Raw genomic sequence first — 24899 nt, forward strand, 5'->3', positions numbered from 1 at the left:
TGTCGAATCACCGTCTACAAGGACACTGAGCCGAGCCGCGACGGACAACAGCGAGCGTTTTCGGCGTGGCCACTGGTCGGGTGCCGCTTGTGAGGCTGGGGTGAGGGCCGCAACGTACAAAGCCCTGTGCCGTTGGGGTGGTGTCCGAAGTCTCAACCTCCCGCATGCCCTCGTCGAGTGGGTCACGAGGCGTGGGCGACTTTCATGGCCGACGCCGCCGACTGCGGACAGCAAATCGTCGGTGCCGAGGATCGTGTCGATGTGGAAACGGAGTCTTGGCCGCCTGGCGTGGGTCTGCGTGACGGCGTGTTGAACGTCGGTGGGACCAGTCACCTCTGGGTGTGCGTGGTCGGTCCAGTGCGGGCTCAGTATTTCGGTCCGCTTGCGCGTCCATCGTGTTCTCCTTGCTCCTGACCGGGACAGCATGCGAGGTGAACCGTCTGTCCGTTCAGCCAAGACGCGGTTCTCGAACCTGGCGCCGGAGCGGACCATGGCAACGGGACGGGCTCCCGTGATCGCGCGCCGGCGGGCCTGGGCCGACTCGATGAGCTTGAAGACCATCGCGAGGGCCGCGGTCGGATGGTGATGGATTCCGACGGCTTCCTGCTGACCGGACATGACGTCACCTTCCCGTCGACGACCCATCGCCTACCGCTCCCGTATGAAACAAGCACACCCGGCGCGCTCTGCGTGGGCGACGTGCGCAGGAGAAGTTTGAAGCGGGTCGCCGCCGCTGTGGGTGAAGGTTCCGCGGCGGTTCGGCTCGACTTCGATCGACGCAGAGCGGATGGCGCCCAAGTTCTGTGACCGTGGCCTCACGGCTGTCCCCCGTCCCACAGGGGCGCCGTATTGATCGCACAGCAATGCGCCAGGAACCTGCTGGTGCGTGACCTCGCGCGGAGGTGCAATCTGAGAGGTGGAGCGTACAGCGTTGGCGGTTCGAGCCAGGCGGCCGACGAGATACGTACCGAAGGCCGCCGCCAGAGACGGCCTTCTCGAACCAGGGAGCAGATCATGCCATCCCTACACTTCCACGTGAACTCCTCGATGAGCCCAGCCGAGGTCATGTCGGTGTTGACGAACTTCAGCCCCTCCCGTGTCGAGGAGTGGCCCTCCATCGATGCCGAGCACTTCCAGGTCCACGAGCGGGGAGATATGTGGGCCGAGGTGACCGAGGGAAACAACAAGTCGTGGGAACGCGCACGCTACGAATGGGACCCCTCGAAGAATACGGTCACCGTCACCACGCATGACTCGGTACCTTTCGGCTCGGGCGGATGGCAGTTTCACATGACGCCCACAGACGACGGCACCCGCATCGACGTCAGACTTGAACGGCACCCCACCTCGTTCACGTCAAAGGTGAAGTCTTCGATCATTCCCCTGGCCGGGCCGGTATTCCGCAAGTCCTTCAAGGAGCCGCTGCACACCACCTAAGCGATGTCTCGTAACTCGATGTCGGCGTTTCCTGTCGCCGTTTCGGGGGTTCAGTGGGCCGGAGCGATGTTGTGCAGATGGACGGCCGTAGTCGCGCAGGGTTTTTGTAGGTTTTGAGCCAGGACAGGCAGTGTTCGACGCGGGCGCGGATTTCGCGGTGCCCGGCGTTGTAGCCCTGTACAGCCCGGCGCTCCTCACCCGTCTCGACGGGATCGGCATCGTCGGAGTTGGATACCGTACAGGGATGTATCGCTGGAACGAGCGTGGTCTGATCCCGACGCCCAGAGCCTGGCGGGAAGCGTTCATCGACTTGCACGGCGAGAGCCGGGTCACCCTTACGGATGCCGGCCCGTGGGCGGGTCGGCTGGAGTGGCAGCGGTCACGGTCGTACGGCATCGCGCTCTGCGGTAACGTCCGCGAGGAGTTCGTGCGGGAGCGGCAGCACATCCGGACAGACCCGCGCGGAGCGTTCGAGCTACTGGTGCCGACCGCCGGGAGCGCCCAGGTGGAGCAGGCCACGGCCGCGGGCGAGATCCGGCCGGGCACTCTCGCGCTGTGCGACGTGGACCGCCCGTTGACCTTCACCCACGGCGAGGATTTTCAGTCGGTCGCGCTGATCGTCCCTGGTGAGGAGATCTACCGCCGTAATCCCGCCGCGGCCCGGGATCCGCAAGTCTTCGACGGCACCGTGGGGCTCGGCCGGCTGATCCGGCAGACGGTGCTCACCCTCCAACAGGAGCGGGAACACTTTTCCGAGGCAACCTTCGACATCGCATGCGACCAGTTGCTCGACCTGCTCTGCCTGGCCGCTGAAGGTGCCAGCGACTCGGCGCCGGCCGCCCAGCGAAGAGAGGTCGAGGCGCAGGTGAGGCAGTACGTCCGCCGTCACGCTGCCGACCCCGACCTCTCCATCACCGGCATCGCCCGGGTCCTGGGTTGGTCGCCGCGATATCTGCAAGACGTGCTACAGGCTGCCGGCACCACCTCCCGCGACCTGATCCGCTCGGAGCGGCTGCGGCTGGCCCGGACCCGGTTGGCCAGTTCAACCTGGGCCACCCGGTCGATCGCGCAGGTCGCGCACGCGTCCGGGTTCGCCAGCCACGCGTCGTTCGCCACCGCCTACCGCCGCGAGTTCGGCGTCACGCCCCGCGAGACCCGCGGCGACGGCCGCGGTGAGTCCTGAGCCAGGCCTCAGGCGAGGGCGCCGCCGTCGACACGAAGGGTGCTGCCGGTGATGTACGCGGCGTCCGGCCCGGCCAGGAACGCCACCGCACCGGCGACCTCGTCGGCCTCGGCGTACCGGTGCATCGGGATGACCGCCTGAAGCATGAACTGGCCGCCCTCGGAAGCCTTCGGCATGGCCATGTCGGTGTCGATGATGCCGCACTCGATCACGTTCACGTTGATCCCGCGCGCGGCGAAATCCTGGGCCCACCCGCGGGTGTATGCCGTGACCGCGGCCTTGGTCGCCGCGTAGTCGGACATGCCGGCCGCGAAGGTCTTGCTGGCAAGGCCGGACGACAGGTTCACGATCCGGCTGCCCTCGCGCATGTGCCGCACGGCCCGGTAGGTCGTGTCGGCGACACCGGTCAGGTTGATCGCGAGCTGCTGATCGCGTACGGCGTCGGTGATCTCCCCGGGCCAGAAGACACCGGCGCTGTTGACCAGGATGTCGATCCGGCCGAACTTCTCAGCGACCGCGTCCACCATGGCCGTCACCTGGGCGCGGTCGGCCTGGTCGGCCTGGATGCCCTCGGCGCGCACGCCCTGCGACCGCAGATCCTCGACTACCGTCTTCGCCTTCTCCGCCTGCGCGACATAGGTGATGACCACGTCCGCGCCCAGCGTAGCCAGCCGCCGGGCCGTCGCCGCGCCGATCCCCCGGCTGCCCCCGGTCACCAGCGCCACCTTGCCCGACAGAATCTTCTCGATCACGAGCCAATCACTCCTTGCGACATCCGCGCCTACCCGTGCCCGGTCAACGATCGCGGTCGGGACGCGCGCGGTCTTTCGCTGCGGCGCACAGCGCTTGCGCCAGGGCGCGTAGAAATCAGCGGCTGGTTACGTGGTGACCACACCCTGTCTGCTTCAGCTATGTCGACCCGGCCAGAGCGATGTTGTGCAGATGGGCGATCCCTGCTGCGGTGACCTTGAGGGTGCGGCCGGCGCGGCGGTAGTCGCGCAGGATTTTGTAGGTCTTGAGCCGGGCCAAGCAGTGTTCGACGCGGGCGCGCACGTGGCGGTGCCCGGCGTTGTAGTCCTGTTTCCAGGCGGGGAGTTCGCTGCCGTCGCGGGGTTTGCGGTATGGGATGATCACCTCGGGGTTGCCGCGGTAGGCACCGTCGGCCATCACGTCGCGGCCGGCCAGCTGCTGGTCAATACCGCTGGTGCGGTAGACGATGGTGTCGTTGCGGTTGCCGGGTTGCGGGTCGCCCAGGGCGATGACCAGGCGGGCGTTCGCGTCGATCGCGACTTGCAGGTTCGCCGAATACCGGTAGTTCTTGCTCGGTGCCGCGAGGCGGTGATCCCGGGTCGGGATCAGCGTGCCGTCGACAATCGCAACCTGCTCTTTCGGTCGGTGGCGCACTGGTGCCAGCGCGAGCAGTGGTCCGAGGGTGTCGATGACCCGGTGGGCAGCGGAGTGCGACACCCCGAAAAGCGGGCCGATCTGCCGCATGGTCAGGTTGGTACGCCAGTACACAACCACCAGCAGGACCCGATCGGGGAAATTCAGTGCCCACGGGCGGCCCGGCCCGCCATCGGCGATGGTGTCACCGCCACGGCGGGCGACCAGGCGCATGAGGCGGTGAAATTGCGCCGGCCGCAGACCGGTGAAGGGGTGAATCAACTCCGGGTGAGAGACCGAGAACACCTGCACCCATCGATGATCAACCACGGTCCGAACCGGATGATCATCGGGTTACGAGACATCCCTTTAGCCGCACCGCCGTCCGCCATCGCGCCAAACAGCGTAGAAAATTACATTTGGATTCAAAGCGTCTGAGGAACCGTCCCATCGCGCCGGTGCCGGCAGAAGGCCCGGCCCATTCACCGTTCGTCTCCGCCTCCATCGAGGCCCGCTTTGCGCATCGCCACCAGAGCACGAAAGTTCCGAAACGGGAGGTGCTGACGGCAGCATCCACCGCCACCCATGAGGCTCGCTGAAATGTAATGCGAGGCGATCGTTACGGTCTGGCACGGTGACAGTTCGCGCAGTGGCGCATACCCGGATGGGCGAGTGGTGGAAGGCTTGAGGTATGGGCTTTCGGCAGCGGCTGGATTTCAAGCGTTTCTGGCGGCCGGGTCACGTCCCCGTGCTGGTCGTGATTCCACTCGGGTTGATCTTCACCGTGTGCGTGGTGGATGTGTTGGCGCCGCCGGACATCCATCTCGGTCCGCTGCTCGTGGCGGCGCCCGCCATCACGGTGGCTTTCGCCGGTGCGCGAGTGACCGCGCTGATGGGTGCCCTGGCAGTGCTGGCGCAGGTGCTGATCGGACTGCTCAGGGGGGTGCTGACCACCGCCAACATTCAGGCCCAGATCGCTGCTCTGGTCGTTGTCTCCGTCGTGTGTGTCGCTGTGTGCGTGGTGCGGGATCGACGTGAGCGGCAGTTGCATCGGGTGCGCTCGGTGGCCGAGGCTGCGCAGAGTGTGCTCTTGCGGCCACTGCCCGCGCAGACGGGTGCGCTCCAGATCGCCGGCCTGTACCTGCCCGCCGAGGAGGAAGCCGATCTGGGCGGGGACCTGTACGCGGTCGCGCGAACCGCCGAGGACAGTACTCGGCTGCTGATCGGTGATGTGCGCGGTAACGGCCTGGCGGCGATCAACAACGCAGCGCTGCTGCTCGGCGCATTCCGTGCGGCCGCCCATCGGCAGGCCACCCTTCCCCGGCTCGCCGTCCATCTGGACGCCGCATTGCGCTGGGACACCAGCCAGTGGCGGTCCCCGTCGGAGCAGGACACCGATGAGGACTTCGCCACCGCCATACTGCTCGACATCCCCGACCACGATCCGGTAGTCCACCTGATCACGTGCGGCCACCCGCCGCCATTGCTGCTGCGGGGCGACCGCCTCACCCCGCTGGTGGCCGAGGCGAGCCATCTACCGATCGGGCTCGGCGGTGTCTTCGGCCTTGACGCCTACGACGTGCAGACGTTCTCGTTCGACGTCGGCGACCTGCTGCTGCTGTACACCGACGGCGTCATCGAAGCCCGCAACGCCAAGGGCGATTTCTATCCCTTCACCGAACGCGCGACGCAGTGGGCCAAGGATGACCCCGCCGAACTGCTGCGCCTTCTCCAGGACGACCTGCTGGCGCACGTCCATGGCCACCTCAATGACGACGCGGCGGTGGTCGCGATCCGTCGTCTGACAGTCTGATCTGGAGCAGCCTGGGCCCGGGGGGCTCCTGTGCCGGGAATTGGTGTACGTAGTGCTGCTTGTGGCCGGGGGCTCAGGGTCGGGGGACGACATCGGCGAACTGCGGCGTGGGCGCAGGAGTGGTCGGTGTGCCGCAGGATGCCGTTGCGTGTCAGTGCTGGGGATGCGGCTGAGAGCGGAAGAGAGGCCGCCGCTGGGCGGCGGTACCGGGAGCGAGGCGGCCGACTTCGATGCGCATCCGGATCGCGTGGAACACCTCGACCACTCCGAGCACGATGGCCATGATGCCCGCGGTCAGGGTGAGTACGGCGATCGAGGCGAACGGCGAGACGATGAGCGCGATGCCTGCCAGCATGCCGATGATTCCGGAGAACAGCATCCAGCCTCGCGCGGGCATGGCCGCGGCGGAGGCCGCCGTGGCCGTCGCCATGATGCCCCGCAGGAGCCAGCCGAAGCCGATCCACAGGGCGAGCAGCAGAATCGACTCCATCGCGCCCCTGAAGCAGATCAGTCCCAGCAGGATGGAGAGCGCACCCGTGATGAAGTGCAGGGCCCGAAGATGCCCCGGAACGTGTGTGCCGAAGGCGGCGGCCAACTGGAACACACCCGTGACCAACAGATAGACGCCGAAAAGCACACCGACGACCCGGAGCGTCTCTCCCGGCCATGCGAGGAAGACGACCCCCAGGGCGATAGCGGCCAGGCCCGTGGTGAGCAGGATCTGCCAGCCCATGTTCGCCAACGCGCCGAAGCGTTCGGTGCCGGAGTCGTCCTGTGGTTCTTTGCCCAACTGGGCACCGGTGAGCGACGGATCGGAGGGTGATGTCATGACGCACTCTCCTCCCACTGACAAATCGGTCGGATCGGTCCCTCCATCCTCCTCTGCTCAGCGCCGTGCCGCCCGGCAAAGACGAAGATCGCTGCCTACTGTCTGCTCATCTTCTGGCTGAACGTCCCGCCGGGCGGGATCGCCCTGGGCTTCGCACGGCGGCGCGGATACGTGTGAGACGGACGGGGCCGCTTGGCCCGTGGCGCCCATCAGCTCAGGATCCGGCCATTTGACGCACTTGAACTCCAGCATCATCCGCAGGTGCGGCGAATGTCCCCATGTTTCATGAAGTAAGAGATTTCCCGTCAGTGGAACCTTGCCTCCGATCGCTCCCTCCTGCAGGGCAGAGATGGAGGTCGAAATGGGCGACAGCCTCACGACGGCGAGCGACACGCTCACGTGGCGGTTCGTACCGAGGCTCCGTCAACCGTCTCGGCAGTGGCGGCATCGTCCGGAGCCGAGGAATGCCCTGCCGGCGCTGGCATTGTTCGCCTCCCTGCGGCTCACCGGTGTGATCCTCGCGGCCCTGTGGTCGCTGCACCTGGGCAAGCACCCGCGCACCGTACTCGGCCTGGAATGGGACGGCCACTGGTACTGGCACATCTCCCAGTACGGCTACGGCATGATCATCCACTCCCCCGGAGGCCACAAGGTCTACAACGACCTCGCGTTCTTCCCTCTCTTCCCGGGCCTGATCCACGCAGTGAGCACGGTGCTGCCGATCGGCCCGATCAACGCGGCGCTGCTCATCGCGTGGAGCGCCGCTCTGATCGCGGCCTGGGGTGTGTACGCGGTGGGCGAGCTGCTGCACACCCGACGCGTCGGGATCATCCTCGTCGTACTGTGGGCGCTGCAGCCGCACGCGATCATCCTGACGATGGCGTACACCGAGCCCCTCATGACAGCCTTCGCCGCCTGGGCGCTGTATGCGGTACTGACTCGCCGCTGGCTGGCCGCGGGGACGCTGGCGGTGCTGGCCGGCTTGTGCCGTCCCAACGGCATCGCCGTGGCGGCCGCCGTCGTCATCGGAGCCGTCGCTCATCTCTGGCAGCTGCGCCGCGCCGGTGAGCCCACCGTTCCCCGGGCCTGGGCGGCCGCCGCCCTGGCTCCCCTCGGATGGCTCGGCTACATCAGCTGGGTGGGCCTACGCACCCACAGCCCCCTCGGCTACTGGCGGGTGCAGCGCCTGTGGGGCTCACGGTTCGACTTCGGCCACTACACCGCCCATATGATCAAGCACCTGATCATCGGGCACGACACCCTGGTCGCCTACGTCACCGCCGCGACCGTCCTCGGCTCACTGCTGCTCCTTGTCTTCTGCGTCGTGAACAAGATGCCCGCGCCCCTGCTCGCGTACTGCGCGGCACTCGTCGTGATCACCGTCGGCGGCACCCACTTCTACACGAGCAAGCCGAGGTTCCTGCTGCCCGCCTTCCCCCTGCTGCTCCCGCTCGCCCTCCATCTGGCGCGCGGCCGCCCGCGCACTCTCGTGGTCCTGCTCGCCGCAATGGCCGGCGTCTCACTCTTCTACGGCACCTACCTGGTCACCGTCTCCCACGCGACACTGTGACGTGCGCTTCGCAAGCCGGATCAGTAACTTCCGCCGCCCCAGTGTTCCGCGCCGGGTCATTCTGAATGTCCGCGTCCGGGTCGGCGTCGCACCCCAGTCTGAAGACGCGAACCAGTCCCGTCGCCATGCGCGGCACGTACTGCCGGTTTCCAGAAGCGACAACGTTCACGCCTCTGCATCGACGGCGGCGAGGGTAGCCAGGGCCGAAGAGCCGCCGGGCGATTCCTCGGCGCGGTCGCCGGCGGCGTACTGTCGCTGAGATGGCGGCCCCGGCGCGCGATCCTGGTCGGCTGCGCGCTGATGGGCCTGACAGCGACGACCCCGCTGCTGCTCGCGCTCGCCCCGCACACCTGGCTGCTGGTCGTGGCCAACTTCGTGGCGGGCGCGGGCGTCGAACAGGCCGGCGTCGCCTGGTACTCGACCCTCAACGAGCAGATCCCCGAGGACCGCCTCGCCCGCGTCTACGCCTACGACGATCTCGGTTCCTACCTCGCGCTCCCGCTCGCCCAGTTCGCCGCCGGACCCGCCGTACTCCTCCTCGGCCTCCATGCCACGCTGTACGCGGCCGCCGCGCTCGTCCTCCTGGCGACCCTGACCATGGTCGCCACCCCCTCCATCCGCGCACTGGCGCCGAAGACTGCACAACCGCTGCCCGTCTCCGAGGATCCGGTGCCTGGCTGAGCTCGACACGCAGGCGGATGCTGGATGGACGGCTATGCCGATGTGTGGCGTCATCGTCGAGCGGCACCCCGAGCGTTTCAAACCAGTCGTGGCTGCGGTCCCCCGCACTTCGTCGACGCGGCGCGCGACGGATCCGACTGGGTGGTTACCGCCAAAGGTACTGTCCGCCTGGCGATGGCTGCGGCGAAGCGCGCCTGCCGTCTGGTCCATGTATCCAACGACGCGGTGCTCTCGGGCGCTCGCGCGCGTCTGCCAGGACGCGTCCTGCCTGCCCGACCCGGTCCACCCGCGACCTCGCATGCGCGTAGGCGCGTAGGCGCGTGGCGTTCATCATCCGGCCGTGCCACCCAGCGCAAGCTGCACACCAGGTTGCGCGGCGCCCGTCACTTGGTCACCCCGGCTGCTTGAGCAAGAAAGTTCGACCAGAATCGTCGGTAAACCCCACCAGGTCTTGCTGCAGCGCTAGGCAGAAGCTGGCGCATGCTCATTGCTGAGCGGCCTGATCTATTCATCGTCGCGGCACAGGCAGAAAGGGTGGCCGGCCGGGTCGAAGAGTACCCGGACGTTTTCCTGCGGCTGGAACTCCGCGATGGTGGCGCCCAAGGCGACGGCCTCGGCGACCGCCGCCTCCAGGTCGCCGACCTGGAAGTCGAAGTGCATCATCGGGCGCTGGTCGCCGTCCGCCGGTGGCCACACCGGGGCCCGATAGCCCTCCGCCTGTTGGAACACGAAGAACGGTCCTTGCGGCGAGGCGGCCACAATCGCGGTTCCCGGCTCCGTGTGCCCGATGGGCCAGTCGAGCAGCGCGGCATAGAACTGCGCCAGAGCGTTGGGGTCCGGCGCTTCGATCGTCGTCCCCCACCACATGCCGCCTGTCCGAGATCGCATGCTTGAGCCTATCCGGGATACGGGCCCTCTCGGCCATGCGCAGGTGCGGCATTTTCGACGGGCGCACTACCTCGACGCACTCCGCCCCGGAAATCCGCCGGATGCGGGGGCAATCCGCTCAATCCGCATCACGGTAGCCGCGTCGAGCGGTGAGCGCATCGAGCTGACCGAGCTGACGGCCAAAAGCACCACGAGGGCCGCGACAGCCCGACCTGACCGTTGTGAGCAGACCTGCCGGCCAGCTCGGCTCCGGGAATCCTCGGCCCAACCGCACCGATCAGGCCGAGGCTCTTTCGATGCCATCGGCAGCTCCTCCCGAGCTGCCGGGCGGTTCTGTCGGCGGTGGCGATGTCCAACGCCTGGTCGGGATGCGGCAGATGGTCTCCATGGCGGACGGGGTCGCGGCGGTCTTCCTCTGCGGTAGCAAGGGTGCGCAGCCGCGATGTCAGGCTGACGGCCAGGCCGGCCCCGGTGTGCCCACGTGGCGGTCGATCATCGATGCGGCCTTGGTCACCCGCCATCCCCACCTGCCTGTTTGCCCGACTACGCTGCGGTCATGGCTGTTGATCGGCAGTACGGTGGTCTGTCCACATCCGACCGGGCGACCGAGGAGACGTCCGCGTTCGTGGGGCGCAGCACGGAGAGCGGCGAACTCCTGAAGGCTCTCGCCGAGTTGCGGGCCGGTTTCGGGCGGGTGGTCGCGGTGACCGGTGAGCCCGGCATCGGAAAGAGCACCCTCCTTGCTGCTGCGGCGGCCCGGGCGCGAGCCGACGGAATCCCGGTTGTGCCAGTGGACGCGGTCGTCGACGCGACGGCTCGTCCGGACGGGCCCCTGGTGGTCGTCATGGACGATCTGCACGCTCTGCACCAGGAAGAGGTCGCTCTGGCAGAGCGGGCCATGCGGTCCGCCATCACCACCCCGTCACTCTGCCTGCTCGGCTACCGTCCCCGCCAACTTCCCGCGGTCAGCGCCGAGTTGCTGGCGCGTACGGAGGCGACCGGTCACCTCGCCTCCGTACGGCTCGGTCCGCTCTCCCGAGACGATGCGGCACAGCTGCTCGGCGATCCTCTGCGCGCAAACAGCGTTTACGACGATGCCCTGGGCAACCCGTTGTACCTCAAGGCCCTTGGCGCGCATGGGCCGGCACATGACCAGGCCGTGACAGCGATCCTGGGCGAGTTGGCCGGGCTCGACGAGCAGCCACTCACGGCCGTACGGGCCGCGGCGGTTCTCGACGGGCCGTTCCTGCCGGAGTTGCTGGCGGCGGTGGCGGATCTCGGCATGGCGCCGACTCTCTCAGCGCTGGACGTGCTGACCCACCTCGACCTCGTGCGGCCGGCCGAGCGTGCGCCGCATCTGGCCATCCGTCACCGCGCCCTGCGGGAGGTCGTGTACGAGAGGGTGCCGCCAAGTCAGCGTCACGCCATGCACAGACGGGCCGAGACCGAACTGGCACGGCGGACCGCACCCGTCACCCTGCGCGCCCGGCATGTCATCCAGGTCGCCGACCCGAGCCGGCCGGACCACGCCACCACCCTCATCAGCGCGGCCCGCAGCGAGCTGTTCGACTCCCCGTCGACGGCCGTCGACCATCTGGAAGCCGCGGTCGCCCTGCTGTGCGAGGGAGGGGAGCACTGGTACGAGGCGCAGGTCCTGCTTGCCCGGGCCAGGATGCTGAGCGGCAAGGAGGCCGACGCCCGCGCGCTGCTGGACACGCTGCGGTCCACCATCACCGGCTCGCACGAAGCGGCCGCACTCGCCGATTCGAGCCGCCTGGAACGCCACCGCGGGCGGCACACGGAGGCCGGCGCCATGGCCCGCGCCGGCCTGGCCGCCCTGACCGAACACAACGGCGCCGTCGCAGCCGCCCTGCATGTCGAACTCGCCGACCACGCCTACTCGGTGCGGGACTACGAGGCGTCCCGCCACCATGCCGAGACGGCCGCCGCACTGGCCCGTGGCCACGGCGACCGGGTCGGTGAGTGCCACGCCCTGGCACAGGCGGCCCTCGCGTCCTTGTTCCTCGGCGACCAGCCCCGAGCACGCGGGCAGGCCACGGCCGCCGCCGATCTCGTGGACGCGGCCGGCGATTCCCTGCTGTCGACGAACCTGGACGCGATGCTCCAACTCGGCATGACCGAAGGGATGCTGGAACGGCTCGATGACGCCGAACGCCATCTGCAGCGCGCCGCCGCGCTGTGCGGGCGGACCGGTCAGGCCTACATCGAGCCCAACATCCTCACGGTACTGTCCAACACCCAGTTGCGTTCCGGGCGGCTGCGTGCCGCATTGGCCACACTGGACCGCGCCGACGCGATCACGGCGGGTGACGGTGCCCCGGTGACGGAGGCGATCATCGCGATGGTCCGTGCCGAGACGCTCTTCTGGCAGGACGGAGCGCGGGACCAGAAATCCTGGCAAGCGTCGGCCGACCGAGCCCTGGAGATCGTGGGGGGCTCGCAGGCCGCGTGGGCCATCTCCGTTCGCTGCTTCCACGCCGAACTCGCCCTGCACGCGGACCCGTCGAACGCGGCACGGGCCCGCTGGCTGCTGCTGGACGCCGCAGGGGGCGATGAGCTCTCCCGGGTGGCGGGCTGGCGCAAACCGCGCTGGTGTGACGCGCTGGCCAGAGCGGCCGCCGCCGTGTCCGACCCGGTCGGCACCGCGCGCTGGGCGGAGCTGGCCGAGTCCTGCGCCGGGCAGCTCCCGTCGCCGGGCCGACGGGCCTTCGCTCACCGGGCGCGCATGTGGGACCACGTCGTACGGGGCGACATCGACAGCGCGCTGCACAGCGCGCGGGAAGCCGTCGAGGGATTCGCCGCCGGTCAGGAACGCATCGAACTCTGCCGCACCTTGCTCGACGTGGCCGAAGTCGCGCTGAGCGTGGGACGCACCCAGGACGTGGCCGACTGGCTGGACCGGGCCGAGGTACTGGCCGGCCAGTGCGGCTCGGCACAGCTCGCCGACACGGCCGCGCGCCGACGCCACGACCTCACGAACCAGACCCGGTCACTCGAGCCGCAGGGGCCCTGGGCGCTCTTGTCGGGCCGCGAACGGGAGATAGCGCGCCTGGTCAGCAACGGCATGACCAACCACCGGGTGGCGGAGACTCTGTTTCTCAGTGTGCGGACCGTGGAGACCCATCTGAGCCAGGTCTATCGCAAGCTGGGAGTGGCGAACCGAGCAAGCCTCACCCATGTCCTGCTCACCGAGGGCGGACAGAATCCCTGCCAGGGCGACACCAACGTGGACGCCTGAGCGAGCAGATTCCACTGGTTGCGGCTGCTGCAGTCATACGCGCGACCCCCGGCGCTGAGACGATCAAGCCGCTGTGCACAACGCCCCTCGCGAGGGGCTGCCGAGCACGCAGACTGGCGACCCGTCACAGCGGCATCCGTCCACGGCGTCGCCACCCGCTCGGGCGACGAGCTGGTCCCAAAGCCCTGGGTGCGGACGGCGGCACTCCGAGTCGGAGGTCCCCCAGATCTGTGGCGGACTCGACGAACAATGAACGCGTTCCAGGAGGCTACGAGCCCCCCGAGTGGCGCACTCAAGTGGTGGACGTCTCCCTGCTCGCACAGGCTGGCCACGCATGCCCGCGCAGCCACGCGCCGACGGGCCAGACCACGCGTGCCGTCCCGGACGGGGCGGCCGCGCGACCTAAGAGGGACGGAATCATGGCGGAAGCGGACATCGATCCGGGGTGCCTGCCGTCCGTACGGGGGAGCGGCGGTAGGACCGGACGACCATGGGTGCGCGGCCCTCACAGGCGCCACCCCAGAGGCGCGCGCACCGGGACGGCGCTCACCGCAGCCGGTCTGGCCCTCTTGGGACTGGTCGGCCCGGCAGCCGGCAGCGCCACATCGGTCCCCGTCCACAATCCTTCGCCAGGAACTCCGGCGCGGTTCGTACCCGGCCCCTGCCCGACCGCTCCCGAGCCGGTCCCCGGCCGGTGCGGGTACCTCGAGGTGCCCGAGAACCGCGCCCACCACGACGGGCGAACCATCCGGCTGACCGTGGTCATCGTTCCGGCCACGTCGGCGAAGCCGGCCAAGGACCCGGTGGTGTTCATGGAGGGCGGTCCCGGAGGCGACGCGATCGGGGCGATTCCCTTCCTGATCGACTCCCAGGTGAACCGGGACCGCGATCTCATCGTCATGACCCAGCGCGGCGGACTCCACTCGCAGCCGAACCTCTCCTGCCCGGAGATCGACCGGTTCTACGCGGGAGCCGTGGGGCGGCGCTATGACGCGCCGTCCACGGGGCGGCTCCTGGTGCGTGCGACGAAACAGTGCCGGGACCGTCTCACGGCCGCCGGGGTCGAGCTGAGCGCCTACAACACGACCGAGAACGCGGCAGACTTCGCCGACCTGCGCAGGGCGCTGGGCATCAGACAGTGGAACGTCTACGGGTACTCCTACGGCACCGATCTGGCCCTCACCTACCTGCGCCGGCAGCCTGCCGGGATCCGGTCGATGGCGATCGACTCGGTCGCCCCTCCGCAGATCGTGAGCCTGCCATGGACCTGGGACAGCGCGGCGGAGGGGATCGACGCGATCTTCCGTGCCTGCGCGGCCCAGCCGCGCTGCAAGAGCCGCTACCCCGACGTCCGACGCACCCTGACGGAGCAGGTCCGCCGACTGGAGGCGCACCCCCTGACGGTGATGGTCCAGCCGCCCGCCGGAGGAAGCCCGGTGAAGGTCGTCCTCGACGGGGGCGCGCTGGTGAACGTGCTGGTCGCCGACGGTGGCGCGCTGCCGGCCGTCGACGTCCCCGCCGCACTCGACGAACTCGCGCACGGTAATCCGCTGCGCTTCGCCCGGGCGCGTGCCGCCGGCGCGACGCCCGCCGTCGGCGAGTTCGCCTACGGCCTGACGAACTCGGTGGCGTGCAGCGAGTGGGTGCCGGGATTCTCACAGCGGGACGTGCTCAAGGCGGGGCGCCGGAACTTCCCGGGATGGCCCGACACGGTCCTGGCTCAGGCACCGCAACTCCCCTTCCAGTACGAGGTGTGCCGGGTCTGGAACGTTCCGGACCGCACCGCCGTCCAGCGGGTGGCCACCGTCAGCAAGGTGCCCGCGCTTGTCGTCTCCGGGACGTTCGACGCGAAGACCGGGGCGAGCTGGGGGGCGTACGCGGCCCGTACCCTGTCGCGCTCGACCGTGGTGCGGATTCCCGGGATCGGCCACTGGGTGGTTCCCCAGTCGCCCTGCGCGCAGCGTGTCCTGGCCTCCTTCCTGGCGCATCCGAACACGCCCGAAACCGGCTGTGTGGCGGGACTCGCGCCGCAACCGTTCACCATCACTCCCTGAACCGGAGACCGCATGAAGTCCCTTCCTCCCTCCCCGTTCCGACGCGCTGTGGGACGGCGCCCGGCCGTCCTGGCCGCGGCGACGGCCGGCGTCCTCCTCACCGGCCTCGCCGTGGCCCCTGCCTCGGCCGGCCCCGGGTCCGCGACACCGCCGCTGGGCACGGTCGTCCGCTCAGTGGGCCATGCCCGCTTCGTGCCCGGGCCCTGCCCGAGGACAGCGGAACCGATTCCCGCACTGGAGACGGCCCACTGCGGAACGCTCACCGTGCCCGAGAACCGGAACCGGCCCAGGGGCCGGAAGATCACCCTCGGAGTCGCTGTCGTGCCGGCGGCCACACGCAGACCGGCGTCCGACCCGATCGTGTGGTTCGCCGGCGGGCCCGGCGACGACGCGGTCTCGGAGATCCCGATGGCGCTCAACGGCGGCCTGAACCGCGACCGGGACGTGATCTTCATGTCCCAGCGGGGCACCTACTCGGCCGACCCGGCACTCACCTGCCCGAACATCGACGAGTTCAACGCCAAGGCCGTCGGCCTCGTCTACAACGCGCCGTCCACCGGGCGCCTGCACGTCGAGGCGACGCGGGCCTGCCGTGAACGGCTGGTGCGACTCGGAGCCGACCTCGGCGCCTACAACGGCACCGAGAGTTCCGCGGACTACGCCGACCTGCGCAAGGCGCTGGGCATCAGACAGTGGAACGTCTTCGGCATCTCGTACGGCACCGACCTGGCCCTCCTCTACATGCGCCTGCACCCGCAGGGCATCCGGTCGGTCGGCATCGACGGCGTCCTGCCGCCGTCCCTGGCAGGCGGAGGCGTGACCTGGAAGGCCGCCCGAGAGGGCTTCGACGGCCTGTTCAAGGCCTGCGCGGACGAGCCCGTCTGCAACCGCCGCTACCCGCACCTCAAGGCCACCTTCGAACACCTCGTCCTCGAGCTCGACGCACACCCGGTCACGACCACCGTCACCATCCCGGGCCGGCCTGCCCCGGTGAGGGTCGTACTGGACGGCGCGGCCCTGGTGACCTGGCTGACCTCGGCCACCCACGTCGCGGCCGGAGTGCCCCGCTCCATCGACGAGCTGGCCCACGGCCACCCGCAACGGATCGCCGAACAGTGGGCGGGCGGCAGACTCAGCCCCCAGGCCATGGGCAGGGTTTCCTACGGGCTCGCCTACGGTGTCTTCTGCAGCGAATGGACACCCTACGAGAGCCAGGCCGACGTGATCCGGGCCGGACGACGCGCGTTCCCGACGTTCCCCCGCTCCTTGCTGGCCAACGCTCCGCAACTGCCCTTCCTGCACGCTGACTGCCGGGCCTGGGACATCCCCGCGGCGCCGCCCTCGATCCGGAACGTGACGCGCAGCGACATCCCGACCCTCGTGCTGTCGGGCGGGTTCGACGCCCAGACCGCGCCGAGCAACGGTGCCTACGTGGCACGGACGCTGAGCCGGTCCACCGCGGTCACCGTCCCCTACGTCGCCCATGTGACGTACGCCGACTCACGGTGCGCGCAAACGATCACCGACTCGTTCTTCGACACTCCGACCGCGCCCGACACACGATGCCTCGCGGACGTCAAACCGCCCACATTCGAGATCGGGACGTGAGGCCCCCTGGAACCCGCAACGGTCATGCCGCTGACCCGGGTCGTTGTCAGAGGCATCAGGCACACTGCGCCACATGAACCTGGTGACCGCGCACGACTACGCCTGGATCCGCACCTCGCCGCTCTTCCGCCACATGACGGGCAGCGGCTACACCCTGACATTGATACAAGGCAGGACCTCGCGCGAGGTCCTGCGCGCGATGGAGGCGGAGCCCGTCGGCACCGGAGCGGGAACGGTCGGGCTCCTCGAGGCGGACGACGCCCACCACGCCGACGTGGACTACGACTACTGGGACGAGTCCTACGTCGCGGGCGCCTTCACCGCTCGCGGCGAAATGGGCGACTGGACACTCGTCCTCGGCTTCGATGGCGGCCTGGGCATCGCGCACGCGTGCGTGGAGACGCTGTCGCAGGGCGGCCGAGTCGTGGCCCACTCGACCAACGGCGGCAAGCCCATCGATCTCTTCCACTGGTTCGAGGACGGTGGGCTGCGTACGACGTTCGAGGTCCCCTCCGCGCGGGATGGCAACACCCCCGATGAACTGGTCCCCCTGCTACGGGAAGTCGGTTTCCCCCTGACTCCCGACGGAGAGCACGACGAGAGCGCCCCGGACGTCGACCGGAAAGCAGCGGTCCTCGCCCTGACCGAGAGACTCACCGGCATACGCGTCACCGAATCCCTCCTCCAGGACGCCACGTACGAACTGGGGCTCGTTCCCGAACAGCCCGCCGAGGAGTGGAAAGGAGTAGTGATCGACATCACCGATGCCCACGGGGCGCGCCTGTACCGGGAATGGACCTACGACGAGATCGCGACGGCGACGGAACGCGCGCGGGCGGAGGCGAACGCACCGGTCGTCATCACCTACGACGGGCCGCCGGCCATCCATCATTCGGAGCACGAGGCAGACGGGTAGCGAGCGAACGCGCGAGGCGTAGCTTCCCGTTCCGTGTGGCACGTGACGCTGCTGCCGACTCTGCCTCAGAACACGGCACTGCTGGACCTGTTGCGGAACCAGGGCGTTCCACAGGAGGACCGCGACTACGGCTACGAAGGGTGGGCGCGGCCTAGCCGGCAGCAGCGGCTCGCGCGGTGATGGAGTCACATCCTGATCGTCGGCAGCTGGTACCGATCCCCCGCCGCGTAGCAATTCGCCCGTCCCACTGCGCCCCCCTGCCCGTGATCCCTATGCTGGCACCGAAACTTGGCACGATCTGGTGGGGTATGTTCGATGAAGGCAGCAGACGAACAAAAGTCCGTATTGAAGTCGGGCGTCAAACGGCTCCTGGGACGCACGGGATTCGACATCGTGCGCAGCGCCAACAACCTGGGCGGCGTTGACGACTTCATCCCGTTCGAGGCAACGATGAAAGCCGCACGAGCGGCCGGTCTGTCGGTCGGTGACTACATCGACGAGGTCATGAACGGGACGCCTGGCGCCACCCAGTCCACCATCGACGAACTGCGCACTCTCGGGGTCTACCAAGCCAAACCGGACACGGTGCTGGAGATCGGCCCCGGATCCGGGCGGTACTTGGAGAAGACCCTGAAGGAGTGTGCACCACAGCGCTACGAGATATACGAGACGGCAGCACCCTGGGCCACCTACCTGGTGGACACGTTCGACGTGATCGCCCAACCGACCTCAGGGAGCAGCCTCACCCCGACACCCGACGCGAGCATCGACCTCGTGCAGGCTCACAAGGTCTTCAACACCGTGACTTTCCTTGGGGCTTCGCGGTACTTCTTCGAGATGGCGCGTGTCACCCGGCCCGGTGGCCGGATCGTCTTCGACGTCATGACGGAGACCTGCCTGGACCCGGCCGCGGTACACGCCTGGGCGACGGAGGGCGGCTCGGGCCACGACTCCTACCCGGCCGCCATGCCACGCCGGACATGCGTCGACCTCTTCGCCACCCTCGGCTGCAGCCTGGAAGCCAGCTTCCTGGCCCCCATGGGCATCGCCTCCACCGAGGTACTCGTTTTCGCAAAAGCCGCCTGAGGCTCGGAAGGCATCACGGCAACTCGTCATTGCCACCATGTCCCGCATCGAGTCGTGATCATTGAGTGGTCCGGCTGACGCCGCCCAACGCCTAAACGACCGGCGACCAGGGCAGTGTCAGTCGGCCAACTCGCCTTGCAGAGCACCCCCTTGCGCTGGCGGCCCGACGGTTTCTCACTCACGACGTCCGTCGAAGAACTCCGCCAGGCTGGAAGCGAGCGCCTCGGGAGCCTCTTCGGCCACGTGGTGGCCGGCGTCGATGCCGTGGCCGCGTACGTCCACGGCCCACTGCCGCCAGATCTTCACTGGATCGCCGTACAGGTCCTCCAGGTCGTCCCGGAGCGACCAGAGGATCAGCGCCGGGCACTGTATCCGTGTCCCGGCCGCGCGATCGTCCTCCTCGTGCCGCCGGTCGACGGTCAGGCCGGCCCGGTAGTCCTCCAGCATCGCCCGCACCACGTCGGGGTTTCTCGTGGCCGAGCGCCACTCGTCGTAATTCTCCCGTCCCATGCTCCGAGGATCGCCGCGATACCAGCTGTCCGGATCGGCGTTGATCACCCGTTCCGGGATGTCCGGCTGGGCGAAGAAGAACCAATGCCACCACTGGGTTGCGAACTCGGCCGTGATACGCGACAGATGCTCGCTCAAAGGCAGACAGTCGATCAGCGCCACCCGCGCGACGGCGCCGGGGTGATCGAGCGCGAGACGCAGCGCGACACTGCCTCCCCGGTCGTGCCCGGCGAGCGCGAACCGAGGATGGCCCAGGCGGCGCATCACCTCCACGACGTCAGAGGCGACGGCCCGTTTGGAGTATCCCGTGTGGTCCGCCGTAGGGGCTGGACCGGTGGACCGGCCGTAGCCGCGCAGGTCGGGACAGACCACGGTGAAACCACGTTGGACCAGGAGCGGGGCGACGCGATGCCAGGTCGCGGAGGTGCGGGGATGACCGTGCAACAACACCACCGGCGGCCCCTGCCCGCCGTAGCGGACGAATATCGACGCCTCGTCGACCTCAACTCGCCCGCTCTCAAAGCCCTCGAACAACGCCGGAGCCTCCCTCGTCACTTGACCCACCGCTCATGGCACCACCGGCCCAGCCCCCCGTTCCCGCACCGCGCCACCAGACCGCGCACGCAGCCCTCCCCTCGCCCGCGAACCCAGAAATGGCCCAGCCCGACCCACACCCCGCGTACCCCTCGTGAGTCCCCAGACGCAACCGCCTCACGCACCAACGCTCTCACCGGCCTGAGTGCTGGGGTCGCGCTCCGGTCTCGTGACGGGCGAAAACACGTTGGCCAGACCGCATCCGGCTGCGACGATGTCGCTGTTTGCCATGGGGAGGACGGTTGTACGTTTTCGTGTGTGGGCGATGTGGCATTCATCTGACCGTGCCGGTCTCGGAGGTTGCTCTACCGACTCACGCCCATCAGAAGTACGGCAATGGGATCCAGCTCCCGGTGCTCATGGAGTCGGGCACGTTCGCGGTGGATCCGCAACCCTGGGGGCCGCCTTGGCGGAGGTGGGAGGAGGTCGATCCGGACGAGGTGGCGGCCCGTGGCATCCATGCGCCCGTCCACGCCCTGTCCGACGGCGTGGCCGGCGCGATCGTCGTCGCCCCCGGAGATGTCCGCGGCACCCGCCTGATCCCGGACAAGAGCGGCAGCGGCTGCTGCGGACTCGACGGGGCGGACGGTCCCAACACGGTCTGCGAGACGTGCGGTCTGCCCGTGGCGACCAGGATCGACTACTGCTCACTCTGGCAGGCGGTGTGGCTCGCCCCGAACGCCGTGCGCCGCCTCCTCGTCGACGGCGTTGTCACCGCCCCACTCGCCTGGGAGGAACTGTTGGCGCAGGGGAAACGCACGCCTCCGTTCGAGCCGGTCGCGACGTGGGGCGGGCGGCTGGGGACGAGCCACTTCTGGTCATGGAGCCCCCAGTGGGAGGCGGCAGCCGGACTTGCGCTCGCCCACCTGCTGGTGGCCTCGCACGGCGGGCCGGTGACCGTCCCGGGTGGCCTGACCGGGGAGGTGTTCCAACGCGCCCTCGACGCCTTGTTGCCCGCTGGTTCGGCAGGGCGGCACGCCGCCCTGGCGGGGCCGGGAATGGCCGCGCCCGACACGGGCGTTGACATCATTCTCGTGCCGGTACATCCCCAGACGGGTCAAACCTGGACGCCGGCCGGCCCGGCCGCACGGGCTGACCCGGTGCCGTTGCCGCTCGGGATGTGGCTGTCGTTGGCCTTCCCCCAGCCGTATCTGCCCATGGGGACGCCGGGTGCCCTACCCGACGGGGTCTTGCGCGACGACCCGCAACCGCCGCATCCACATCACCTGTTCAGGGCCGACTGGAGAACTTCCCAGAACACCTTGGTCCGGCTACCGGCCGTCCGCGACCCGTGGCTGCGTGAGATCCTGGACGACCTCACCTCGCGCAGGCGCACCCGTCTTTTCTAACGCGGTCAGGACCGAACGCTGCGATCAACGGGCTGAGGCCCGCCGGATGACGGCATCCCGATCGGGACCAAGCAGGAACGGCAGCAGCCCGGAAACAGAAAGCGTCCCGCCCCACCCGACGGACGACTTCCTCCCCCATCTCCCGGCTCCTCATCCCGCCACCATCCAGCGGAGCCTCCGCTCCCGCCAGACCTCCCACTACGGAATTCCACGACCAAGCAACGACGCCCTTGACAGGCGCCATGGACGACACCCGGGTCCGTCCGGTCCACGGCCGTACGCCCCTTCCGCCCTCGCGGGGGGCGGGAGGCGCTCGGTGGCCGCGCCGTTGCCTTGCCTTCTGTGCCGGTGCGGGAGCGGCGGCGCTGCTCGTCCTCGTTGACCGTTGGTTCGGTTACAGGCTCGGCGCAGCCGGGGTTGTTGGCCTCTCCGCCGCTGTGGTGGTGTCCGCCGTGGCGGGGGCCGAGCTGGTCAGCCGTCGGGTCGTGCCCGGGTGGCTGCGGCGCTGCCTGCGGGCCGGGCTCATCATGACGCTGTCGGCGGCGGTGCTGTGCGCCCTGTGCGGGGGCGCCTTGCTGGCGCTCACCCCCAACGTGAGCGACGCGGAGCAGCGGGTGCGCGCGCTGGACGCCGAACGGGGGATCAGCGCCCTGGCCGTACCGACACCGCCCAAGGTGGCCGAGGCCTTGGTCGCCACCGAGGACTCCCGCTTCTGGCGCAACCCGGGCATCGATCCGGTCGGTGTCGCGCGGGCGGTCGTGGTGTGGCTGGAGGGCCGGGGAGGGGACGGAGGCGGCGCGACCCTCGAACAGCAGCTCGCGAAGATGCTGTACACCAACGGCGGTCGGACCCGCACCGACCAGGTCGAGCAGGTGGCGCTCAGCCTGAAGCTCGCCCACGACTACCCGAAATCCGAGATCCTTCAGATGTATCTCGCGATCGCCTACTTCGGACACGGCTTCTACGGACTGGAGGCCGCCGCCCGCGGCTACTTCGGCACCACCCCGAACCGGCTCACCTGGCCTCAGGCCGCCCTCCTGGCCGGACTGGTCCAGGCGCCATCGCTGTACGATCCGCTCCACGATCCGCATCTCGCGCGCGCACGCCGCGCCGAGGTGCTCGGACGCCTGGTGGCCGTGGGTGACCTGACCTCCGCCCAGGCCCGTGCCTACGCCGATGGCCCGCTCGACGTCTCCCCGTGAGGTCGTCCGCGTGAAGCGCTGGGCCGGAGGCGCAGCAGCGTCCGTACGGGGACCCTCCCAGCACCGTACGGGCAGTGAGGAAGTCGCCGCCCACCAGCGCCGCCGGCACCGGCTGGTCACCGGCGACGGTCTCGCGGCGGCTCGACGACCTGCGGGGCCTGCGGGGCGGTCTTCTTCGACGTCGAGATCGACCCCACCCTGCCTCCGCCGCCCTGTACCAGTACCTCACCCACGGCCTGGGGGCGGTCAAGGCCATCCGCACCATGGAGACGGCGCCGGTCCCGAAAACGCTCAAGGCGGTGGGCCCGATCCCGACTCCCGGACCACCTCCCGACCGATGTTCTGCAGCACGAGAAGCGCCACGTCGTCGAGGCGCTGCCCGTTGGTGCCGGCCCTGCTGAGCACGGTGTCCATGAGCACGTCGAGATCTCCGACGTCGGCTTCGGCGAGATCGTGTGCGAGGCGGGCGATCGAGTCGTCGAGGTCCACGCCCGGTGCTTCGACGAGGCCGTCGGTGTAGAGGGCCAGCAGCGTTCCCTCGAGAAGCGGGATCTCGGTCAACGGGAAGGTGGCAGCGGGATCGATGCCCAGCAGCGGTCCCGGCGGGACCTCCAGCGGCCCGGTCTTGCCGTCGGGGAGGCGCAGGATCGGCGGGGGGTGGCCGGCGCTGGCCAGGGTGACGCGGCGGCGGGAGAAGTCGAGGTGGGCGTAGAGGCAGCTGGTGAACAGGTCGGGATCGAGGTCGGTCAGGAGCCCGTTGGCGCGTCGCAGGACCTGGTCCGGGGGCGTGCCGAGCGCTGCGTGGGCGTGGACGCCCGTGCGCACCTGGCCCATCAGGGCAGCGGCGGCGACGTTGTGGCCCTGGACGTCGCCGATGACAGCGGCGGCCGCGGTGTCGTCGAGGCGGATGAGGTCGTAGAAGTCTCCGCCGATGTCCATGCCGCGGGTGGCGGGCAGGTAGCGGGCGGACACCCGCAGTCCGTCGATCGAGGGGAGGCTGCGGGGCAGCAGCGCCTGCTGGAGGCCGTGAGCGAGCTCGTGCTTGGTGTCGTAGAGGCGGGCGCGGTCGAATGCCTGGGCGATCAGACCCGCCAGGGAAGTCAGAACGGCTCGTTCCTCGGCCGGAAAGGTGTGGGGATGGTCGTACGACAGGACGCAGACGCCGACGGGTCGGCCGGAGATGATCAGCGGGAGGAAGGCCCAGGCCTGCTTCCCGCTGACCAGCGGCGCGTCGGGATGGGTACGCCGCATCTCCTCCGGGTCGGCGAAGAACGCGGGACTTCCGGTGGTGAGGGCCTGACCCGCGGGGGTGAAGGTGGTGTCGAGGGGGAGCCCGTCCAGTCGTTCGATGGTGTGGTCGGCATACCCGCGGTGGCCGGTGATCCGCAGCCGGCCCGCCTCGGCGGTGGACAGGACCAGCCCCTGGGCGCCGAAAGCGGGCATGATCTGGTCGGCGACCAGATCGACGACGTCCTGGACGCCGACGACCTCGGTCAGCGCGGCGGCGAGATGCGTGAGCTGGTACAGCTGTCCCGCACGGGCCGGCATGACGGGCGCACCGGACACGGGCGAGGCCCGCTCGTGCGCGTCGCTGGGCAGGATACGGGCGCTGATGCCGCTCTCGTCGGGGTACAGATGAATCTCCAGCCACTGCTCCGGCGGACGGCACGCGGTGAACGAGACGGGCTCCCGGCTGATGACCGCGGCACGGTAGCGGTCCTCGTAGAAGGGATCGTCGAGCCAGCGCAGGGACTGCCACGGCTGCGTGCCCAGCAGACGCGCCGCCTCACGGCCCAGGAGGTCGGCGGCGCCGGAACTGACGTAGGTGAAGCGGCCCTCCAGGTCCAGGGCGCAGCTTCCGCCGGGCAGCCGCTCGACGAAATCGGCCAGTGCCAGTTCCGGGGGCGCGTACCGACGGCCGATTCCCACCGGCACCGCGCGCGGCCCTCCGGTGCCGGCGCCTGCGGCCTGCTCGGCGGTTTCCTCCAGCAGGCGGGCCAGACGCCGGCAGCTGGATGTGATGTTGCCGCGCTCCCGAGGCGTCATGTGCGGCGGACGCGCGGCCGACCACATCAACAGCAGGCACCCCCACTGCCGCACGCCGGTGACGGGCGCGGCGACCAGCGACATCGGGTAGGGAAGCACCATCGCGGTGCGCGGATAGGAGCGGGCCATCTCCTCCTGGCTGGCCACCCACACCATCCGCTCCTCGCGCACGGCCTCGGCGACCGGTGCGGGAGAGGCGAGCGGGACCTTCGCCCAGGGTGCGGCGAACTCGACCGGCGCCCCGCACACCGCGTCCAGACGCAGCAGCGGCCGGTCCGGGGCGAGCAGGTAGAGGGCTCCGATGGACGCGCCGGTACGGCGGACCGTCTCCGCGAACGCGGCATCCAGTGGGCCGGTGTCCGTACGCGGATCATCCGGACCGGTCAAAACCCTTCGCCGCCCATCTCCATCCTCACCGTCTGCCCATAACAACCGTTTTTTCACCCTTTACAGGTCATATGCGGCTGTTGGCCGGGTCAGGTTCTGCATGA

Annotated in this window: 19 protein-coding genes; 13 read left to right on the forward strand and 6 right to left on the reverse strand. The window is 69.2% G+C overall.

What is annotated here, in order from left to right:
- The first annotated feature begins 1014 nt into the window (after positions 1-1014).
- On the forward strand, positions 1015-1437 hold the full coding sequence (locus ABZ453_RS33310; RefSeq protein ID WP_359020804.1) for a hypothetical protein: 423 nt from the start codon (positions 1015-1017) through the stop codon (positions 1435-1437).
- A 130-nt stretch (positions 1438-1567) separates the two neighbouring features.
- Entirely contained in the window at positions 1568-2620 is a 1053-nt protein-coding gene (locus tag ABZ453_RS33315; RefSeq protein WP_359020806.1) for an AraC family transcriptional regulator, read from the forward strand.
- Positions 2621-2628: 8 nt separating this feature from the next.
- On the opposite strand, the gene ABZ453_RS33320 is transcribed toward ABZ453_RS33315, so the two are convergent.
- Together ABZ453_RS33320 and ABZ453_RS33325 are read right to left on the reverse strand one after the other, a co-directional pair.
- Positions 2629-3372 (reverse strand): SDR family oxidoreductase, encoded by a 744-nt coding sequence (locus ABZ453_RS33320; protein WP_359020808.1) that lies wholly within the window; start codon positions 3370-3372, stop codon positions 2629-2631.
- Between the two features lie 157 nt (positions 3373-3529).
- On the reverse strand, positions 3530-4315 hold the full coding sequence (locus ABZ453_RS33325) for a transposase family protein (protein ID WP_359020810.1): 786 nt from the start codon (positions 4313-4315) through the stop codon (positions 3530-3532).
- Positions 4316-4694: 379 nt separating this feature from the next.
- Here ABZ453_RS33325 and ABZ453_RS33330 point away from each other — a divergent pair, with 379 nt between their 5' ends.
- Entirely contained in the window at positions 4695-5816 is a 1122-nt protein-coding gene (locus ABZ453_RS33330) for a PP2C family protein-serine/threonine phosphatase (protein ID WP_359020812.1), read from the forward strand.
- A gap of 151 nt (positions 5817-5967) precedes the next feature.
- Here ABZ453_RS33330 and ABZ453_RS33335 read toward each other — a convergent pair whose 3' ends face one another.
- Complete coding sequence (locus ABZ453_RS33335; protein ID WP_359020814.1) at positions 5968-6645, reverse strand: HdeD family acid-resistance protein; 678 nt, start codon at positions 6643-6645, stop codon at positions 5968-5970.
- A 361-nt stretch (positions 6646-7006) separates the two neighbouring features.
- Here ABZ453_RS33335 and ABZ453_RS33340 point away from each other — a divergent pair, with 361 nt between their 5' ends.
- Together ABZ453_RS33340 and ABZ453_RS33345 are read left to right on the forward strand one after the other, a co-directional pair.
- On the forward strand, positions 7007-8215 hold the full coding sequence (locus tag ABZ453_RS33340; protein ID WP_359020816.1) for a hypothetical protein: 1209 nt from the start codon (positions 7007-7009) through the stop codon (positions 8213-8215).
- Between the two features lie 177 nt (positions 8216-8392).
- Positions 8393-8896 (forward strand): MFS transporter, encoded by a 504-nt coding sequence (locus ABZ453_RS33345; protein ID WP_359020939.1) that lies wholly within the window; start codon positions 8393-8395, stop codon positions 8894-8896.
- Positions 8897-9400: 504 nt separating this feature from the next.
- Here ABZ453_RS33345 and ABZ453_RS33350 read toward each other — a convergent pair.
- Positions 9401-9763, reverse strand: coding sequence for a VOC family protein (locus ABZ453_RS33350; RefSeq protein WP_359020818.1), 363 nt, complete (start codon positions 9761-9763; stop codon positions 9401-9403).
- Positions 9764-10340: 577 nt separating this feature from the next.
- On the opposite strand from ABZ453_RS33350, the gene ABZ453_RS33355 reads away from it, so the two are divergent.
- The 6 genes from ABZ453_RS33355 to ABZ453_RS33380 all read left to right on the forward strand — a co-directional run bounded on the left by ABZ453_RS33355 (position 10341) and on the right by ABZ453_RS33380 (position 18707).
- A complete protein-coding gene (locus tag ABZ453_RS33355) occupies positions 10341-13043 on the forward strand; it encodes a LuxR C-terminal-related transcriptional regulator (protein ID WP_359020820.1) in 2703 nt (900 codons plus the stop codon).
- 710 nt (positions 13044-13753) lie between these two features.
- Positions 13754-15097, forward strand: coding sequence for an alpha/beta hydrolase (locus ABZ453_RS33360; protein ID WP_359020822.1), 1344 nt, complete (start codon positions 13754-13756; stop codon positions 15095-15097).
- A 12-nt stretch (positions 15098-15109) separates the two neighbouring features.
- The gene (locus ABZ453_RS33365; RefSeq protein ID WP_359020824.1) at positions 15110-16705 is read left to right on the forward strand and encodes an alpha/beta fold hydrolase; all 1596 of its coding nucleotides are present in this window, start codon (positions 15110-15112) and stop codon (positions 16703-16705) included.
- A gap of 73 nt (positions 16706-16778) precedes the next feature.
- Entirely contained in the window at positions 16779-17621 is an 843-nt protein-coding gene (locus ABZ453_RS33370; protein WP_359020826.1) for a DUF6461 domain-containing protein, read from the forward strand.
- A gap of 33 nt (positions 17622-17654) precedes the next feature.
- Positions 17655-17801 (forward strand): hypothetical protein, encoded by a 147-nt coding sequence (locus ABZ453_RS33375; RefSeq protein WP_359020828.1) that lies wholly within the window; start codon positions 17655-17657, stop codon positions 17799-17801.
- Between the two features lie 135 nt (positions 17802-17936).
- Entirely contained in the window at positions 17937-18707 is a 771-nt protein-coding gene (locus tag ABZ453_RS33380) for a methyltransferase domain-containing protein (protein WP_359020830.1), read from the forward strand.
- A 174-nt stretch (positions 18708-18881) separates the two neighbouring features.
- On the opposite strand, the gene ABZ453_RS33385 is transcribed toward ABZ453_RS33380, so the two are convergent.
- A complete protein-coding gene (locus ABZ453_RS33385; RefSeq protein ID WP_359020832.1) occupies positions 18882-19751 on the reverse strand; it encodes an alpha/beta hydrolase in 870 nt (289 codons plus the stop codon).
- Between the two features lie 302 nt (positions 19752-20053).
- Between ABZ453_RS33385 and ABZ453_RS33390 the strand changes: the two genes are divergently transcribed.
- Both ABZ453_RS33390 and ABZ453_RS33395 read left to right on the forward strand, forming a co-directional pair.
- Positions 20054-21160 carry a hypothetical protein gene (locus tag ABZ453_RS33390; protein WP_359020834.1) on the forward strand — a complete coding sequence of 369 codons (1107 nt, stop codon included), beginning with the start codon at positions 20054-20056 and terminating at the stop codon, positions 21158-21160.
- 452 nt (positions 21161-21612) lie between these two features.
- Positions 21613-22362, forward strand: a complete 750-nt coding sequence (locus ABZ453_RS33395) for a biosynthetic peptidoglycan transglycosylase (RefSeq protein ID WP_359020836.1) — start codon at positions 21613-21615, stop codon at positions 22360-22362.
- A gap of 291 nt (positions 22363-22653) precedes the next feature.
- Here ABZ453_RS33395 and ABZ453_RS33400 read toward each other — a convergent pair whose 3' ends face one another.
- Entirely contained in the window at positions 22654-24795 is a 2142-nt protein-coding gene (locus ABZ453_RS33400; RefSeq protein WP_359020838.1) for a SpoIIE family protein phosphatase, read from the reverse strand.
- Between the last annotated feature and the right edge of the window lie 104 nt (positions 24796-24899).

It is taken from the genome of Streptomyces sp. NPDC005799 (assembly GCF_040630525.1).
GTDB classification, from domain to species: Bacteria; Actinomycetota; Actinomycetes; order Streptomycetales; family Streptomycetaceae; genus Streptomyces; species Streptomyces griseorubiginosus_B.

Bases quoted from the DNA above. Each gene is read 5' to 3' on its own strand.
- ABZ453_RS33310 (WP_359020804.1), top strand. From the start codon at position 1,015: ATGCCATCCCTACACTTCCACGTGAACTCCTCGATGAGCCCAGCCGAG.
- ABZ453_RS33330 (WP_359020812.1), top strand. From the start codon at position 4,695: ATGGGCTTTCGGCAGCGGCTGGATTTCAAGCGTTTCTGGCGGCCGGGT.
- ABZ453_RS33335 (WP_359020814.1), bottom strand. From the start codon at position 6,645: ATGACATCACCCTCCGATCCGTCGCTCACCGGTGCCCAGTTGGGCAAA.
- ABZ453_RS33340 (WP_359020816.1), top strand. From the start codon at position 7,007: ATGGGCGACAGCCTCACGACGGCGAGCGACACGCTCACGTGGCGGTTC.
- ABZ453_RS33350 (WP_359020818.1), bottom strand. From the start codon at position 9,763: ATGTGGTGGGGGACGACGATCGAAGCGCCGGACCCCAACGCTCTGGCG.
- ABZ453_RS33355 (WP_359020820.1), top strand. From the start codon at position 10,341: ATGGCTGTTGATCGGCAGTACGGTGGTCTGTCCACATCCGACCGGGCG.
- ABZ453_RS33365 (WP_359020824.1), top strand. From the start codon at position 15,110: ATGAAGTCCCTTCCTCCCTCCCCGTTCCGACGCGCTGTGGGACGGCGC.
- ABZ453_RS33370 (WP_359020826.1), top strand. From the start codon at position 16,779: ATGAACCTGGTGACCGCGCACGACTACGCCTGGATCCGCACCTCGCCG.
- ABZ453_RS33380 (WP_359020830.1), top strand. From the start codon at position 17,937: ATGAAGGCAGCAGACGAACAAAAGTCCGTATTGAAGTCGGGCGTCAAA.